At 32.5% G+C, this 16,783-nt stretch carries 22 protein-coding genes; 14 read left to right on the forward strand and 8 right to left on the reverse strand.

Going from position 1 to position 16,783, the window contains the following annotated elements; genetic code table 11:
• Positions 1 to 66: 66 nt before the first annotated feature.
• A complete protein-coding gene (locus ACNO7W_RS06730; RefSeq protein ID WP_417937505.1) occupies positions 67 to 879 on the reverse strand; it encodes a LytR/AlgR family response regulator transcription factor in 813 nt (270 codons plus the stop codon).
• Positions 880 to 1,257: 378 nt separating this feature from the next.
• Positions 1,258 to 2,799, reverse strand: a complete 1,542-nt coding sequence (locus tag ACNO7W_RS06735) for a glycine--tRNA ligase (RefSeq protein WP_417937506.1) — start codon at positions 2,797 to 2,799, stop codon at positions 1,258 to 1,260.
• Between the two features lie 97 nt (positions 2,800 to 2,896).
• Here ACNO7W_RS06735 and ACNO7W_RS06740 point away from each other — a divergent pair, with 97 nt between their 5' ends.
• On the forward strand, positions 2,897 to 3,580 hold the full coding sequence (locus ACNO7W_RS06740) for a ComF family protein (RefSeq protein WP_143386998.1): 684 nt from the start codon (positions 2,897 to 2,899) through the stop codon (positions 3,578 to 3,580).
• 285 nt (positions 3,581 to 3,865) lie between these two features.
• A complete protein-coding gene (locus ACNO7W_RS06745; RefSeq protein WP_143386997.1) occupies positions 3,866 to 4,474 on the forward strand; it encodes a superoxide dismutase in 609 nt (202 codons plus the stop codon).
• A gap of 265 nt (positions 4,475 to 4,739) precedes the next feature.
• Here ACNO7W_RS06745 and ACNO7W_RS06750 read toward each other — a convergent pair whose 3' ends face one another.
• Together ACNO7W_RS06750 and ACNO7W_RS06755 are read right to left on the reverse strand one after the other, a co-directional pair.
• Complete coding sequence (locus ACNO7W_RS06750; protein WP_417937507.1) at positions 4,740 to 6,638, reverse strand: amidophosphoribosyltransferase; 1,899 nt, start codon at positions 6,636 to 6,638, stop codon at positions 4,740 to 4,742.
• Positions 6,639 to 6,780: 142 nt separating this feature from the next.
• Positions 6,781 to 7,704 carry a PfkB family carbohydrate kinase gene (locus tag ACNO7W_RS06755; RefSeq protein WP_144064611.1) on the reverse strand — a complete coding sequence of 308 codons (924 nt, stop codon included), beginning with the start codon at positions 7,702 to 7,704 and terminating at the stop codon, positions 6,781 to 6,783.
• A gap of 453 nt (positions 7,705 to 8,157) precedes the next feature.
• Here ACNO7W_RS06755 and ACNO7W_RS06760 point away from each other — a divergent pair, with 453 nt between their 5' ends.
• The 12 genes from ACNO7W_RS06760 to ACNO7W_RS06815 all read left to right on the forward strand — a co-directional run bounded on the left by ACNO7W_RS06760 (position 8,158) and on the right by ACNO7W_RS06815 (position 14,893).
• Positions 8,158 to 8,730 carry a hypothetical protein gene (locus tag ACNO7W_RS06760; RefSeq protein ID WP_417937508.1) on the forward strand — a complete coding sequence of 191 codons (573 nt, stop codon included), beginning with the start codon at positions 8,158 to 8,160 and terminating at the stop codon, positions 8,728 to 8,730.
• A gap of 66 nt (positions 8,731 to 8,796) precedes the next feature.
• Positions 8,797 to 9,318, forward strand: coding sequence for a hypothetical protein (locus ACNO7W_RS06765; protein WP_417937509.1), 522 nt, complete (start codon positions 8,797 to 8,799; stop codon positions 9,316 to 9,318).
• A gap of 11 nt (positions 9,319 to 9,329) precedes the next feature.
• Entirely contained in the window at positions 9,330 to 9,785 is a 456-nt protein-coding gene (locus tag ACNO7W_RS06770) for a cyclic-phosphate processing receiver domain-containing protein (protein ID WP_417937510.1), read from the forward strand.
• Positions 9,786 to 9,847: 62 nt separating this feature from the next.
• Positions 9,848 to 10,246, forward strand: a complete 399-nt coding sequence (locus ACNO7W_RS06775) for a hypothetical protein (RefSeq protein WP_417937511.1) — start codon at positions 9,848 to 9,850, stop codon at positions 10,244 to 10,246.
• 15 nt (positions 10,247 to 10,261) lie between these two features.
• Entirely contained in the window at positions 10,262 to 11,140 is an 879-nt protein-coding gene (locus ACNO7W_RS06780) for a hypothetical protein (RefSeq protein WP_417937512.1), read from the forward strand.
• A 15-nt stretch (positions 11,141 to 11,155) separates the two neighbouring features.
• A complete protein-coding gene (locus ACNO7W_RS06785) occupies positions 11,156 to 11,314 on the forward strand; it encodes a hypothetical protein (RefSeq protein WP_417937513.1) in 159 nt (52 codons plus the stop codon).
• Between the two features lie 185 nt (positions 11,315 to 11,499).
• Complete coding sequence (locus ACNO7W_RS06790) at positions 11,500 to 11,691, forward strand: hypothetical protein (RefSeq protein WP_417937514.1); 192 nt, start codon at positions 11,500 to 11,502, stop codon at positions 11,689 to 11,691.
• Positions 11,692 to 11,957: 266 nt separating this feature from the next.
• Positions 11,958 to 12,257, forward strand: coding sequence for a hypothetical protein (locus ACNO7W_RS06795; RefSeq protein WP_417937515.1), 300 nt, complete (start codon positions 11,958 to 11,960; stop codon positions 12,255 to 12,257).
• Between the two features lie 14 nt (positions 12,258 to 12,271).
• Complete coding sequence (locus tag ACNO7W_RS06800; RefSeq protein WP_417937516.1) at positions 12,272 to 12,772, forward strand: YqiA/YcfP family alpha/beta fold hydrolase; 501 nt, start codon at positions 12,272 to 12,274, stop codon at positions 12,770 to 12,772.
• Between the two features lie 16 nt (positions 12,773 to 12,788).
• Positions 12,789 to 13,367: a hypothetical protein gene (locus tag ACNO7W_RS06805; RefSeq protein WP_417937517.1), complete on the forward strand. Its 579-nt coding sequence runs from the start codon at positions 12,789 to 12,791 to the stop codon at positions 13,365 to 13,367.
• Positions 13,368 to 13,370: 3 nt separating this feature from the next.
• Complete coding sequence (locus ACNO7W_RS06810; RefSeq protein ID WP_417937518.1) at positions 13,371 to 14,276, forward strand: helix-turn-helix transcriptional regulator; 906 nt, start codon at positions 13,371 to 13,373, stop codon at positions 14,274 to 14,276.
• 53 nt (positions 14,277 to 14,329) lie between these two features.
• Entirely contained in the window at positions 14,330 to 14,893 is a 564-nt protein-coding gene (locus ACNO7W_RS06815) for a hypothetical protein (protein ID WP_417937519.1), read from the forward strand.
• 84 nt (positions 14,894 to 14,977) lie between these two features.
• On the opposite strand, the gene ACNO7W_RS06820 is transcribed toward ACNO7W_RS06815, so the two are convergent.
• Genes ACNO7W_RS06820 through purN form a run of 4 tightly spaced genes read right to left on the reverse strand, consistent with a single transcriptional unit; the run spans position 14,978 to position 16,617 of the window.
• Entirely contained in the window at positions 14,978 to 15,319 is a 342-nt protein-coding gene (locus tag ACNO7W_RS06820; RefSeq protein ID WP_417937520.1) for a type II toxin-antitoxin system RelE/ParE family toxin, read from the reverse strand.
• Positions 15,277 to 15,525, reverse strand: a complete 249-nt coding sequence (locus tag ACNO7W_RS06825; RefSeq protein ID WP_144064606.1) for a hypothetical protein — start codon at positions 15,523 to 15,525, stop codon at positions 15,277 to 15,279. Before ACNO7W_RS06825 ends, ACNO7W_RS06820 begins: the two co-directional genes overlap by 43 nt.
• Before the next feature lie 37 nt (positions 15,526 to 15,562).
• Positions 15,563 to 16,045, reverse strand: coding sequence for a ribonuclease HI (gene rnhA, locus ACNO7W_RS06830; RefSeq protein WP_417937521.1), 483 nt, complete (start codon positions 16,043 to 16,045; stop codon positions 15,563 to 15,565).
• A 2-nt stretch (positions 16,046 to 16,047) separates the two neighbouring features.
• Complete coding sequence (purN, locus tag ACNO7W_RS06835; protein ID WP_417937522.1) at positions 16,048 to 16,617, reverse strand: phosphoribosylglycinamide formyltransferase; 570 nt, start codon at positions 16,615 to 16,617, stop codon at positions 16,048 to 16,050.
• Positions 16,618 to 16,783: the final 166 nt, after the last annotated feature.

Genomic DNA, 16,783 nt, shown 5'->3' on the forward strand with positions numbered 1-16,783 from the left:
GCATATATGGTAGAATACGGTCATCTGATAGTGAATGACCCTCAAATTAGAGTGAATGACTATTTTTTAAATTTCGAGGTAATTTCCGTTGGAAAAATCAGAAATAATAAGGTCGATATTTGCCTTATACGATTTGGAGAAAGGAAGTTTTGTAGTGGTGTTTTTAATATAACATACCGTATTTCCCGTATGAATTCTAGAAATATAATTTCGGTTTACGATATAACTGTTATGAATTCTGATGAAAGGAAAAGAAAGAATCCCTTCAAAATGCTTCAATGTTTTGAAAGCGGTTATCATTTCACCATTATTTAGGTGTATGTCAGTAGAATTATTATCCGCTTGGAAATAGCAAATATCTTTAGCATCAATATACCTGTAATCACCATATGATTTTATACATAGAATAAGAGGCTGCTCCTGATTTGGCGTTTCTTGTCTAACTGAAACTATAGGTTCTTCATCAAGAGTTGGTGATTGTTTCGAAAGAACTTCTTCTGCGTTATTCGATTTGTTCAATTTTAAAATTGATTTTACAATATCGATACGCGTCAACGGTTTTAATAAATAATCTGCCACTTCATATTGAATAGCTTCAAAAGCCAAATCTTTCTTAGTGGTAGTAACAATAATCTTCGGGATTATTTTAAGATATCGGTATAACTCATTAATAAGTATTAATGATAAATTACTGGCCGCATTAGCAGGGTCAATTTCAAGAAAAACTAATTGAGGGGTGTGTTCTAAAATAAGATTTAAGCCATCCGTGTAATTATTTGCCGATGCCACAAAAGCAAGCTCCGAAAAACTATCCGCAATGGCTTTCGTTTTCGAAACACTTTCTTGATCGTCGTCAATAATAATGTACGAGTAATTCATCAATGGTTTTTCCTAGAATTGTTAGGCATATCATCAGATGTCCAAAGTAAAATACACTTCAAATTATTAAGTAATACTGGTAGTTTTGGGAAACTAATTAAACAAAAGCATAAAACATTGCATAAAAACCCTTATTTAACAGTCTAAAAATAAGCATTTAACCATTTTTTAATAGATCTTGTTAATATGTTTTTAACAAATGTTGATACATTAAGATGAAGTGCAAATAAAGCCGACAAAGCGCATAAATTCTTGTTATAAAAGAAATTAATAACTATTCTTTTATAATTAATTGTGCATTAAAAAAATTACTGACCCTATGCAAAATAAAAAAGCTCTCCGTTTCGGAAAGCTTTCTTATATAAACGAAAAAAATAATTACATTTTCATCAACCAATTTTTCATCGAAACTTCATTTTCTATAATTAATCTTAAATCTGCGATTTTTACACGGTCTTGTTTCATCGTATCTCTATGACGAATTGTTACGGTTTGATCCTCGATAGTTTGATGGTCTACAGTAATACAAAAAGGAGTTCCTAATGCATCCTGTCTTCTATAACGTCTTCCTACAGCATCTTTTTCATCATACGCCACATTGAAATCCCATTTTAAATCTTCAATGATTTTATGTGCTATTTCCGGTAATCCGTCTTTTTTAACCAATGGTAAAACTGCCGCTTTTGTTGGTGCTAAAACTGCCGGTAATTTTAGAACTGTTCTTGTGGAACCATCTTCTAATGTTTCTTCTTTTAATGAAGTTGCAAAAACAGCTAAGAACATTCTATCTAATCCTACTGAAGTTTCCACTACATAAGGAACATAATTCTGATTCAATTCAGCATCAAAATATTGTAATTTTCTACCTGAAAACTGTTCATGCGCTTTCAAATCAAAATCAGTACGAGAGTGAATTCCTTCTAATTCTTTGAATCCAAAAGGAAAGTTAAACTCAATATCGGCCGCCGCATTGGCATAATGCGCCAGTTTTTCGTGGTCGTGAAAACGGTAATTTTCTTTTCCAAGTCCTAATGACAAATGCCAGTTTAATCTTGCTGTTTTCCAATGTTCGTACCATTTCATTTCATCGCCTGGACGCACAAAAAATTGCATTTCCATTTGTTCAAACTCACGCATACGGAAAATAAATTGTCTAGCTACAATCTCATTTCTAAATGCTTTTCCTGTTTGTGCAATTCCAAAAGGAACTTTCATTCTTCCTGATTTTTGTACATTCAAGAAATTCACAAAAATACCTTGAGCTGTTTCCGGACGTAGATATAAATCCATTGCCGTATCAGCTGACGCTCCTAATTTAGTACCGAACATCAAATTAAATTGACGTACTTCGGTCCAGTTTCTAGAACCCGATTCCGGACAAGCAATTTCCAGTTCTTCGATTAACGCTTTTACATCTTCCAAATCTTCATTACCAAGCGAACGAGCCATTCTTTCCAGAATTTCTCTTTCTTTGGCTTTGTACTCCATAACACGGGCATTTGTAGTCACAAATTCCTGTTCGTTGAAAGCATCCCCAAAACGAGCACGCGCTTTTTCGATTTCCTTGATTGCTTTTTGATTTAGCTTTTCGGCATAATCTTCAATCAAAACATCGGCTCTATATCTTCTTTTTGAATCTTTGTTGTCAATTAATGGATCGTTGAAAGCATCCACGTGACCTGATGCCTTCCAAGTAGTTGGGTGCATCAATATTGCCGCGTCAAGACCAACAATGTTATCGTTCATTTGAACCATTGCTTTCCACCAATATTCGCGTATATTCTTTTTTAACTCTACTCCGTTTTGTGCATAATCATAGACTGCACTTAAACCATCGTAAATTTCGCTTGACGGAAAAATAAATCCGTATTCCTTTGCATGCGAAATTACATTCTTAAATAAATCTTCTTGTTTTGCCATAATGATGCAAAAATATAAAAAGTGAACTTAAAAAAAAGAAAATTGTTAAAGATTGAAGCATTGATTTACCTATTTTTATAAATAAATCCTTGATTACATGTTTGAAAGCGTTATTAATCTATTTTTTCCAAAAGTTTGCTCCGGTTGCAACTCCTTTTTAGTTGTAAATGAAAATGTGATTTGCACCGTTTGCAGGCATGATATTCCGCTGACGAATCATCATTTGAATCCAGAGAATGATGCTTTCAAAAAGTTTTATGGAAGAATTCCTGTACTACACACCTCAGCATTATTTTATTTTCATAAAAAGGGAATTGTCCAAGAACTCATCCATAATTTGAAATACAAAGGACACGAGGAAATAGGAACAATAGTTGGAGAATGGTATGCCGAAGATTTAAAAAATATCCAATTGCTACAATCCGTAGATGAAATTATTCCGGTTCCTCTTCATAGAAAAAAATTAAAAGAAAGAGGATACAATCAAGTTACCGCCTTTGGGGAAGCGCTTTCTTCGAGTTTAAATTTAGTTTATAATGATTCTCTTTTAATTCGGAATGTGTATTCAAAAACGCAATCGAAGAAAAATTTATTAGGAAGAACCGAAGGAATCGAAACTGTTTTTGATGTTTCCTTTACAGCAAAAGATCATCATAAACATTTCCTTTTAATTGATGATGTTATCACGACAGGAGCCACATTAGAAGCTTGTTCACATGCTTTATTGAAAATTCCCGGCGCTAAAATTAGTGTCATTTGCATGGCAATGGCACAATCTTGATAAAAAAACGCTACCCTGATTTTGTATTAAAAACAAAACAATGTTATAAAATACAGTCGTTTTTAGCCCTGATTACTTCACTTAACTTTTATCCACATAGGAGTTCAGGACTAGAAAGATTGAAGCGGAAAGCAGGAAACAGCTCGTGAAAATAAGTCTATTACAATTCCAAAGAGCACACTATCAATTAATTTAATGAAATTATAACGAAATAGAATTTCCGATTCCAAACTTAAATGTATAAATTTGAATAAAAATATTTATTAATCATTAAACAATCATATTATGGCTTTTGAATTACCACAATTACCTTATGCGTATGACGCATTAGAACCTTATATTGATGCGCGCACGATGGAAATTCATCATACAAAACATCATAACGCTTACATTACTAACGTGAATGCTGCTATTGCAGGCACGGACATGGAAGGCAAGACGATTGAGAATATTTTGATTAATCTTGACATGAAAAACATGCCTGTTCGTAACAATGGCGGTGGTTTTTACAATCATAATTTATATTGGACTGTGATGACACCAAACGGTGGCGGACTTCCAACTGGTGATTTATTGATTGCAATCGAAGCTGCTTTTGGAACTTTTGAAGAATTTAAAGCAAAATTCACTAAAGCTGGTGTTACACAATTTGGTTCTGGATGGGCTTGGCTTTGTGTTCATAAAGGCGGAAAAGTGGATGTTTGCGGAACTCCAAATCAAGATAATCCCTTGATGCCAGGTGTAGGTTGCGGTGGAACTCCAATTTTAGGAATGGATGTTTGGGAGCATGCTTACTATTTGCATTATCAAAACAGAAGACCCGATTATATCGAAGCTTTTTTCAATGTAATTAACTGGACGGAAGTAGCTAGAAGATATGCTTTAGAGAAATAGTCAGAAAGATAATAGACTTTTTAGATGATAGACGGATAGACTTTTTAAAGTTTGTTCGTCTATTTTTTTATTCATTATCTAAAAAATCCTTGACTTTATTCCAATAAAAAAGGTGGAATTTCTTCCACCCTTTTTGCCCCAAATCTACCATAAACTTAACCTACTAATGTTATGGTGATTCAAATTTATAGCAGTTATTTAATCAAAACAAATAAATTAGATAAACAACACATAAAACCGATTAAGAACTAAATTTGCTCAATTATTAGTATGCTCTCGCATCTTTTCCTTCATAAAAATTCATAAATGCTCGATTCACCACTCTATTTCCTCCAGGTGTAGGATAATCTCCAGTGAAATACCAATCTCCTAAATTTTTAGGACAAGCAATATGCAAATCTTCTACTGTTTGAAATATTATTTTCACTTCAGCTTTTATTTCAGGTGAGCTTAACATTTCAGCAATTTTATTTGAAACTTCTTGCGGTTGAAAAGGCTCATAGATTGCCGTAACATAATTTACAACTTCACTGTCTATATAGTTTTCCTGTGCTTTACATTTCAAATATACTTCATCAACAATGTGATACAAGTCTCTTTCCTTTAACAATTCTAATGCCGCCTTAAATGCTACCAAACCTTCCAGTTTAGCCATATCAATTCCGTAACAATCAGGATATCTAATTTGAGGTGCTGATGAAACGATTACAATTCGTTTTGGATTCAAACGATCCATCATTTTAATGATACTCATTTTCAACGTTGTTCCACGCACAATACTATCATCAATAATTACCAAATTGTCTGTTGGTTTGATAACTCCGTAAGTAACATCATAAACATGGGCCACTAAGTCATCTCGACTACTGTCTTCAGTAATAAATGTTCTTAGTTTTGCATCTTTAATAGCTACTTTCTCCGTACGGATTTTTACCGAAAGTAATTCTTGTAAAGAATCCTTAGTTAAGGTATTTCTATTTTCAAGAATGTAATTGTTCTTTCTTTGATTTAAAAAATCTTGAGCCGCTTCAACTAATCCGTAAAAGGAAGTTTCAGCAGTATTTGGAATGTAAGAGAAAACGGTATTGTCCGTATCTTCGTCAATGGCTTCCAAAACGGCAGGCAAAATAAGTTTTCCTAAATTTTTTCTTTCTTGATAAATTTCAGCATCACTTCCTCTTGAAAAATAAATACGCTCAAATGAACATGCTTTTTTAACTGTTGGCGGAAGAATTTCCTTCATGGAAACCGTTCCGTTCTTTTTAATTATTAATGCATTTCCTGGCTCTATTTCTTGTACTTTTTCGAAAGGCACATTGAAAACGGTTTGTATAACCGGTCTTTCAGAAGCAACAACCACGACTTCATCATCTTGATAAAAATAAGCTGGACGTATCCCTGCCGGATCTCTAAATACAAATGAATCTCCGTGCCCCAAAAGTCCTGCCATAGCATAACCACCATCTAAATTTTTAGATGCTCGGGTCAAAATTTTCGCAACATCTAATTTTTCTGCAATTACCGGAGAGGCTTCTCTTTTAGTTAAGCCATTATTTTTACATTCTTGGTACAAGTCAGTTACTGCATTATCAAGAAAATGTCCAATTTTTTCCATTACGGTAACTGTATCCGCCATTTCTTTTGGATGCTGACCTAATTCAATTAGACTTTGAAAAAGCTCTTTAACATTAGTCATGTTGAAGTTTCCAGCCAAAATCAGGTTTCTGTGCATCCAGTTATTCTGACGTAAAAATGGATGAACACTTTCAATACTGTTTTTCCCAAAAGTTCCATAACGAACATGTCCCAAAAACAATTCGCCTATGTATGGAATATTTGCTTTTTGAAGAGCAACATCATCCGCATATTCCGGATGAGCTGCCATTTCTTCATTTATTCTGTCATTTATCTGCGCAAAAACATCTTGAATAGGTTGTGCATGATTGGATCGCACACGACTTATGTAACGTTCTCCCGGCTCAACATCTAATTTTATACTTGCAAAACCTGCTCCGTCTTGCCCGCGATTGTGTTGCTTTTCCATCAGGAGATACATTTTTTGTATTCCGTAGAAAGCAGTTCCGTATTTTTCTTTGTAAAATTCAAGCGGTTTGAGTAGTCTAACTAGGGCTATTCCACATTCGTGTTGTAAAGCGTCGCTCATTGTGTTGTTGTTTGTTGTTGTGTTTGTTGGTATACACTAATTATTGTTCTTAAAAGAACATCCATAATTAGACCAAAAATTAAATCCTGTAATTTCTTGCCAATATTATTTTAAAAAAAACCTCGTTTCCGAGGTTTAAGCATTATAATTCTATATCAAATTGTGTCAATGATTTGAATTGTTTCAATCTTGACAAAACTTCTTCTTTATCTAAATCAATCATTCTTTCTGTTCCAAATTTCTCCACACAAAATGAAGCTAAATTAGAACCATAGATGATCGCGTTTTTCATGTTTTCGAATGAAATATTTTCACTCTGCGTAATAAATCCTGCAAATCCACCTGCAAAAGTGTCTCCTGCTCCTGTTGGATCAAAAACTTCTTCTAAAGGCAATGCCGGAGCAAAGAAAACTTCTTTGTCATGAAACAATAAAGCTCCGTGTTCTCCTTTTTTAATCACCACGTATTTTGGTCCCATGGTATGAATTTTTGCAGCAGCTTTCACTAAAGAATATTCTCCCGAAAGTTGTCTTGCTTCTTCATCATTTATGGTAATTACATCTATACGTTTAATTACATCCAATAATTCCGGTAAAGCACAATCCATCCAAAAATTCATAGTATCCAGCACCACTAATTTAGGTTGTGTTTCCATTTGGTCTAAAACACTGCTCTGTACTAATGGATGCAAGTTTCCTAACATCACTACGTCAGAATCTTTAAAATTTTGAGGAACTTTTGGCTGAAAGTCTGCCAAAACGTTTAATTGAGTGTCTAATGTATCCCTTGAATTTAAATCGTTATGGTAACGACCGCTCCAAAAGAAAGTTTTCCCGCCTTTTACAACTTCAAGACCAGAAATATCTATGTTTCTTGCTGTTAATAAATCTAAATATTCTTGTGGAAAATCATCGCCAACTATAGAAACTATCGCCGATTGCAAATTGAAATAAGAAGCTGAGAGTCCGATGTATGTTGCTGCGCCGCCTAAGATTTTATCTGTTTTTGCAAAAGGAGTTTCAATTGCGTCAAAAGCTACAGTTCCAACAATCAATAATTTATTCATTTTATGTGTTTCGAATTAAAGCGCAAAGATAGTTCATAAGTTATAAAATAGCAAAGGGTCTCAGTCGTAAAGTTTTGCTAATTTATTTCACTGGAAACCATTGTCTTACAACAACTTTCCTTCTTCTTTTTCATAAAAAGCATCTATAGAAAGTTGCTTTTGCATCGAAACTTTTTTTAGATCCAACTATTTCCAGAAAATGATCCAAATTGAACAATTATTTCAAACGTCACGCTTTGGCGTTATGTCCAATTAGTTTTGATCTAAATAACAAAAACGAATACTATGGATACTTGCTCTCGACAGAACCAATGCCCTATTGAACAAATTAGGACATACAATAGAAATAGCTCATCTCTTGTCGGCTGCAGATATTTTCAACTTTGAAATTAGCAACAATTATGAACCTAAATTGCGAAAAGCAGTTGGTTTTGGAAATTAAAAACCCAGAAAATGAAAATAGATAAAGAATTAGAAATAGATTTTATTAGAGCTATTCAAAAGCGTTCTTCTGAAAGGACGGGAAGAGAAGAAGGAAGAATTAATAAAAGAATCCATCAGATAGAAAGTCAATTTGAATTAACACCCAAGGTTTGTGATAAAATTGTATTGTTAAACGAAAAATTAAGGCAAGAAGAAATACGGGTTTTTAGCCAATATCGTTTAATCGAAAAGAATTGTAATTTGATGGTTAAAAATAAAGTCATTGATGATTTCAATATACAAGTTGAATTAGAATTTTGGAACAATAAGCATTATAAAAAATATGAACCTTCAATTTACGGTAATCCATTCTTTAAATCTACTGATGATTTTATGGGAATGCAAAGAGGAGAGGTCGAATATAATTCTGAACCTCATAATGAGCATCACGACAAAGCTCCTTTTCCCGAAATCAATCATTGTTATTCGTTTCATAGTTTGTATGATCATTGCCGCGAATTAACTTGGTTTGACCTCTATAATATTGATGAAGTTTGGATGGAAATTAAAGTCGATTATCAGTTTTTTAGAAAAATAAAATAATTACGACATATTATGGCGTTATCGAAATTTACATTTGCAGTAAATAAATTAAAAAACAAAAATAAGATGAAAAAAACAATCACATTACTCACACTTTTAATTAGTTTTTGTGGTTTTTCGCAAGAAAAATCAACAAGTGTAACCTCTGAAGAACCAGCAAAAATCAATCTAGCAAAATTTGGAACTCTATATTATGATAAGGAATTAGAATCAGATATGTTAAAAATAAAAACAGGAGCTATGAAACTTTCCAAATATAATCCGCAGGATATTCCAGAATTCGTAGCCATATATAATTCGTTATATACCAAATCGGCAAGCATCGTAAAACAAATGCCAGTTCATATTGCTGCTCTCAAAAAATATTGCAATTTATATCAAATTCAGCGCAAAAATATGTCTCAAACCAATATTTCCGCTTGGTCAAAAGCTATAAAATCAGCGACTCCTATTAGGGAAGCAATGCAAAAAATTATTATGGACGATCATTATGGTGATATGAGTTTTTATCCAACTCTTAAGTACGAAGGAATACAGGAAGATTTTGATTTATACTACAATGCTTCGCTTAATATAGTAGGATTGTAAACTGTAACAAAATGAAAAACGAAATAAACAAAAACAAGGCATTGGACAAAACCCTTGCTGTTAGCGGTAGATTTCTTTTTTTGGACGACATTCGCCATCCTTATGATGCTTTTGAGCATACTAAACAAACTATGTTTTTGCAGAAAAAATGGGAAGTAGTGAAAAATTATAATGAGTTTATTAAATGGATTACCAAAAATGGTTTACCTGAACTTATTTCATTTGACCACGATTTGGCTGATATTCATTATACGTCTTCGCATTTGCTGACTAATTATGAAAAGTCAAAAGGATGGCAAGACGCACAAGTATATACAGAAAAAACAGGATATGATTGTGCTAAATGGCTTATAGATTACTGTTTAGATAATAATTTAAAATGCCCGAAGTTCTATTGTCATTCAATGAACCCAGTAGGTAAGGATAAGATAAATAGTATTTTGGAGCAGTTCTCAACTTACCGATAACTCTTGGCTAGAAGTCGATTTATATTTAGGTGAAGTCGATTGGAAAATTGAATACAACAACAATGGAAATAGAACAAATTAAAGCCGAAATACTAAAAATATATTCGCATTGGAAAAACACCTCGAATAGTATTGCTGGCGATAAAGATGCAGAATTAGAGGAAAGTTTTGTGCGTGATTTAATTATAAATTACTGTGAGAATAAGGGTTACGAAGTGGATGGCTACCCATTTCAGAAACGAATTTTGGGGGAAACAGACAACGATTATGACGAAGATTATTTTTGTTACGAACGCAATCTAAAATATCTGGATGTTTTGGCAACAATACAAGAGGATGTAATGGAATTAATGTATTTTTATGGCAAAACCTTTTGGCCAGACCAATTGGAATCCACAGAAGCATATAAAAAACAACTTCTGTTAGATATATTATATAACAGATACGAAATAGAATTTTAGGAAAATAAAATAAATATGGAAAATCAATTTAATGAAGAATTTATTGAACTTATAAATAATCGCTATGAAGAAAAGTATATCGATTATCTGAACAAATTACCAAATAATTCACTTTCGGAAAAAATGATTAAATTACTTCAAGAGCAAGACTTAACTGAAAGACTATCTAAGTGGAATGATTTTACGCTAAAATTGGGCGAAATCAAAAATTTGAAATATCTAAGTAATCCATTTTACATAGGGTTCGGTAATCCTAATGCTGAAATTCTTTTTTTAGGAAAAGAAAAGGCATTTGATATTGCCAATTCCCCTGATATTTTTTTACACGAAAGTATTAATAATAACAAACATTGGGAGGCAATTATTAAAAAAAATAATAGGTATGATTCAGTCTTTAATCCTTTGTTTCCACAATTATATCACAAAGAGAAAAATAATCACAAAATAAAAGCCAGAGATACATGGGGTATGTATTCTCAAATTGTAAAAGGCATTACTGAGAACGATACAATTACTTCTTCTTCAGATAATCTTGATGATAATTTCTTCAATCATTGTTTTACAACTGAAGTCAATCATATACCGTCAAAGTATAGTTTACATCTTAAATCGCAGGAAGATAGAAAGAAATTACTTCAAGAGCCATTTTATAAAAGATTTAAGTATGTAATAATTGGGGCTATTGGATCAATTAATATTGATGATATAAAAAACATTTTTGGAAGTGATTTACAAATTGAAACTATAGAAATAGGAGAAAATAAAAGAAGGAAAATTGAAATTAAAATACTTAAAAATGAAACTCAAAAAATAATTTTATGTAATCAATTAAGTGGAGCAGCAGGTTGGACTACTGATGCTATTAAAAATTTGATTACTGAAATAAAAAAGTAACTTAAAACCAAATCCATGCCAGAAATTAAAGATAAAAAATACGGAAACACTTTATTTTATATTGATGGGAATGAAGTGCGTGAAAAAAGTAAATATGGACATGTAAAATTTTATTTCGATGATTTTGAAAACAACAGAGATAGTAGATACGGGAAAACAAATAATAACTTTTGAATGAAACTAATAAAACAAAAATAAACCTTTTTACTAAAACAACAACAAACTGAAAAGGTCTGCGAAAGCCAACGGGCTGACCACCAAAGTCGCATTTATTCTGAACATCGACACCAAATAAAAAGTAAGAAACAGGATAGCTGAAAACTGTATTTAGAGTAGGCAAAAATTAAAATTTTTACATTATGCCAGTTTATAAACTAACAGCTAAAGGGAATTATGGTAATATGCCAAAAGGTTACGAATTTCAGGTGCCTTCAAGTTGTACACCAGGACCAGATTTTAAAGAAGTTGAAAAAGAAATTGAAAGGTTAGGTTTTAATTCTCAAGCGATAAGCTATAAAAGCCCTGGAAACTTTGAGGTTAAAAAAGTTTAAGTTAAATTATCCTTAAAGTCATTTAAATTTTGAGGAATACAAATCACAAATAATCAGTAGTTTGGCAATAAGGTGAGTTTCAGACTTAATTTAATGGTCATTTTGTACTTTTAAGTTTTGTCTTCATCCGAAGTTAAGGTTTTCTTTCTCCGCTTCATCGCCAAGCTGCTTAATGATGGTAGTTTGACGAAAGACCAATTAATGAGTTTGATTGCTATTATTTAAAAAATACAGCATTTTAAGTAAAATGATTAATACAAAACCCTATGAAAGCTATCAAACATAAAGAACTTAATCCAGATGAACAAAAACAATTGTTCAACAAAATTTGCGACGATATTATTCAAAAAACAAATGAATATCGAACGATGTTTAATGAAAGAGAGAATCTTGAAGGAGTGATTATGTTTAATTATGACCTAACTGATATTGGAGATTTTATAGGTAAAGCAATTGGTCAAAACACTTGTAAAGACGAAAAAGATTTGAATATCTGGTCTTTCGACAAAAACTCGTTTATTTTCGGATTTCAACACGGTTACTCCATTCACGACGGCACACACTAACTCAAAAAACAAAGATGAACATCCTTTTCCTTCACGGACTCGAAAGTAAATTAAGCGACGAAAAAAGAGTCATTCTTGAATCTTATGGTACTGTTTTCGCTCCTGATTTAGAATACAAATCGAACCCTAAGGTGATTCAAAATTTATATGATGAATTTGTGAATCAAGATATTAATGCAATCATTGGGAGCAGTATGGGAGGTTTTATTGGTTTTCATTTGGCTAACAGTATGGGAATTTGCACCTTGCTCTACAATCCAGCACTGCCTTACAGAAATAACGTTGAACAAATAATTACTTCATCCTTACCAACTAATCAATCTTTGTTAATGAGAATCGTTTTAGGAGGTCAGGATGATATTATTAAGGCAAAAGACAACTTGGCTTTTTTAGCACAAAATTGTAACCCTAAAACAGATTATACGATTATAATAAAAAACGATTTGGCGCATCAAATTCCGGTTGCTATTTTTGAAGAGGAAACAAAAGCTTTTTTTGAAGCACTTTGTTATTAATAATTTAGATTAAAAAATGATTTCAAAAAGGGATATTCCACAAAATAACTTTCGGTGTCATTCTGGCGGAGCGGAAGGTGCCGACAGTTATTTCGAAAAAATTGGTCAAAAATATGGAGTTCAAACACTTGCCTATTCGTATAAAACTGCCTATCATAAAAGCAAAAACAAAGTAGAACTCAGTGAATCCGAATATCAAGAAGGGATCTTACACGTTTCTATTGCCAACGAAACACTAAATAAATTCAAGATAAAACGCTATATGAAATTACTGGCACGCTGCTGGTTTCAAGTCAAAAACTCGGAACAAATTTTTGCAATAAGCACCATAATCACCAAAAATAATAGTGAATTTGTGAAAGGAGGAACTGGTTGGACAGTACAAATGGCGCTTGACAACAATAAAGAGGTGTTTTTGTTTGACCAAAAAAAGGATAGCTGGTTTTATTGGGATTACCAAGAATATAAATTTAAAATCCTAATAGAATTACCAAGAATAACAGTCGTTAATTTTGCAGGTATTGGAGCTCGAATAATAAATGAAAAAGGAATAAATGCAATTGAAGATTTGTTTTATAAATCTTTTAAAAAATAAACTATGTCCAAAAAACAATTCCTGAAACGCTATTCGCTAATCATCAATAAACTGCGAAAAAAAGCCAGTTCTTTTGAAGAAATTCAAAAGTATTTGGCAGAACAATCCATCAATGATGAGGAAAATTACGAGATTTCCATCCGCACGTTTCAACGTGAAATAAAAGAAATTGCTTCCACTCACGGCATCGAAATTACCTATAATCGTTCGCAAGGCGTTTATGAAATTATTTATGATGGTAATGAGGATAGAAACGAACGTTTGATGGAAAGTTTCGAGATTATTGATGCACTCAAAATTTCGAACAATTTGTCGAATCATCTTATTTTGGAGAAACGAAAACCGTTGGGAACAACCAATATGAATTTTTTAATTCACGCCATAAAAAACAGGAATGAAATCCGTTTTTCCTATTCAAAATATTGGACAGAAGAATTAGTTGATACACAAAGAAAAGTACAACCTCTGGCATTGAAAGAAGCACGATATCGTTGGTATTTGGTAGCTAAAGATTTGAAAGACAATCGTGTAAAAACCTTTGGATTAGACAGAATAACCAACTTGGAAATTACAAATTCGAAGTTCGAAATTCCGGAAAATTACAATCCGGAAAAAACTTTTCGCTATAGTTTTGGCATCATAAATGAGGACCATAAAGAACCGCAAAAAATTGTTTTATCCTTTTCTTTTGAGCAAGGAAAATATATAAAATCATTGCCATTGCATCATTCCCAAAAGGAATTAATAAACGATGAAAAGGAATATCGAGTCGAATTATTGCTGCATCCAACGTATGATTTTGTGATGGAATTATTATCCATTGGTGCTGAAGTGAAAGTATTGGAACCAGAAAGCCTGAAAATGGAAATGATTAAAAAACTGGAAGCAACATTAAAACGGTATGAGTAACATCAGCCTTTTTAAGCTTCATTATTATAGATTAAATCAAGTGGAAAATTACAATGCACGTACTCAAAATCAATCTTCACGGGGAAAGTTGGACACTAAAAAAATTCGAGTGCAGCGAGGATGATTTGACCGAATGCTTGAAAGTAGCGGCTAAAATGAAAGTTCCATTAGTAAAAGCGGTATTAGACCCCTTTTTCTATTACTACCTAAAAATACCTTCCATCCCATCGGTAGAGCATTTATCGGGCAAAAAGTGGACTGGCTTATTGAACACTCCAAAAAACCAAATCGAAATAGTATTAGATGGCAAGAGAATTATAAAACTCCACATCAAAGATTTAAACCAAGAACAATTACTTTTTCCGCTATACATAGTTCATAAAACTGAAATCACAGAGAATTACAGTCCTGGAATTTATGTTGAACAAAAAGCAATTGGATTTATTGCTAGTTACGAAATAAAATTGGACATCTTTACTATTGATGATTTGCAATTTAATTTGGTACAATTCAATGATAAGTTGTTACTACAAAACCCCACCTATCAAAATAAAAAAGTGCTTTTCAGGAAGAAGGAAACATTGCTAATTTATCAAAATAGTTTTGAGGTTTTATAGCTTTAAATCAAGGATTCTCGATACATTTTTATTCCATTGCATTACATAAAAACACTCGAATTGACGTTTAGTTTACAACAAATATTATTTGATTTTCTTAAAATTTGAAGGTTTTCTTTTTCCGCTCAAAACACCCAAAATTATGATTACATTGCCTTTAAGTTTAAAGACAATTAACCAAGACTTGTAGCCTGCTTCTCTGTAAATTTTGGATTTTGTTGGGATATTTTCGCACTCGGCATAAATGGTTGGATTCAAGATAATTTTATTCATTGTTTTTTGAATTCCATTACCCACTTTGATTGCATTGAGTGGTTGAAGTTTTACAAATTCGATATAATCTACAATTTGTTCTAAATCTTCGTAATATTTCTGTGAAATAATTAACGCATGCGAGCTAGAATCTCCGATTTTTTCTTTTCCCATTTTTCATTGAAAGTTTCTAAAGACATCGTTGGCGATTTTTCGGCATCGTCAATCCATTTCAAAAAATCTTCCTGAGTCATTTGTTGCTCGTCGTCGTCTTTTTCAAAATCAATAAAAACTTTTAAAGGTTTGCCCACAAGATTTTTTGGAATCTCAAAAGTAAGATTCACAATAGTATCCTTTGGCGTTAAAGTTTGCTCGATCATAATCAGATATTTAAACAAATTTACAAATTAATCTCTTTCACAACAACTTCCCCTCCTCTTTTTCATAAAAAGCATCTACCGAAAGTTGCTTTTGCATCGAAGCCATAACTGCCAGCTCGTCACATCTTTCGTTTTGAACGTGATTATTATGCCCTTTTATCCATTTGAAATTGACTTTGTGTTTTCTATAAACAATCAGAAAACGTTTCCACAAATCGGAATTTTTCCGATCTACAAACCCTTTTTTTTCCCAGCCCAAAACCCACTTTTTCTCAACGGAATCCACCACATATTTAGAATCGGAAACCACTAAAACTCTCGTATTGGGATTTTTTAATTTTTCAAGGCCCACAATTACCGCAAGCAATTCCATTCTATTATTAGTGGTATGACGAAAACCCTCGTAGAATTCCTTCTTGTAAGGCTTCCCTACCCATTCCATAACCACTCCATAACCACCTGGACCGGGATTCCCTTTGGCAGCGCCATCAGTATATATGTGTACGTCGTGAGAATTCAAAATTATAAATTATGAGTTATGAGCCTTTCAATCACTTCCGGAAAATATTTTTGTTCCAATTCATGAATTTTTTGGGCAACTTCTTCTGGGGTTTCATCTCCTGATAAAATTATGTTTTTTTGAAAAAGAATATTTCCTTCGTCATAATTTTCATTTACATAATGAATGGTAATACCGGTTTCTTTTTCTTTATTCCCAACAATTGCTCTGTGTATGTGCATCCCATACATCCCTTTTCCGCCATACTTTGGCAACAATGCCGGGTGAATATTTATTATCTTATTCGGATAGGCTGCAATAATATTTTCGGGGAATTTTAATAAAAACCCAGCCAGAACAATCAAATCAGGTTGAATTTTATTTATTTTTTGTAATATTTTACTTTCAATTAATTCTGTTTTTGAGAAAATCTCTGTTGGTATCCCATAATTTCTGGCTCTTTCAATCACTTTAGCATTTGGGTTGTTTGTAAACACCACTTCAACTCTTCCAATTTCAGTTGCAGCAAAATACTTGATGATATTTTCAGCATTAGTCCCCGATCCAGAGGCAAAAACCACTATTTTTTTCATAACCTGACAAATTTTAATTACGCAAAAAAAGGCATAAAAAATGAAATTAAATAACATTCAGAAGTCTTTGTCAAATATATTTTATAAATTAGATGTCACATTTATTAACTAAATAGTTGTTTTAAAATAAAGTTTTTTATTTTTGCCAACAAATTAAATTCTAAAA

It is taken from the genome of Flavobacterium sp. ZB4R12, from assembly GCF_048276375.1.
Classification (GTDB): Bacteria; Bacteroidota; Bacteroidia; order Flavobacteriales; family Flavobacteriaceae; genus Flavobacterium; species Flavobacterium gawalongense.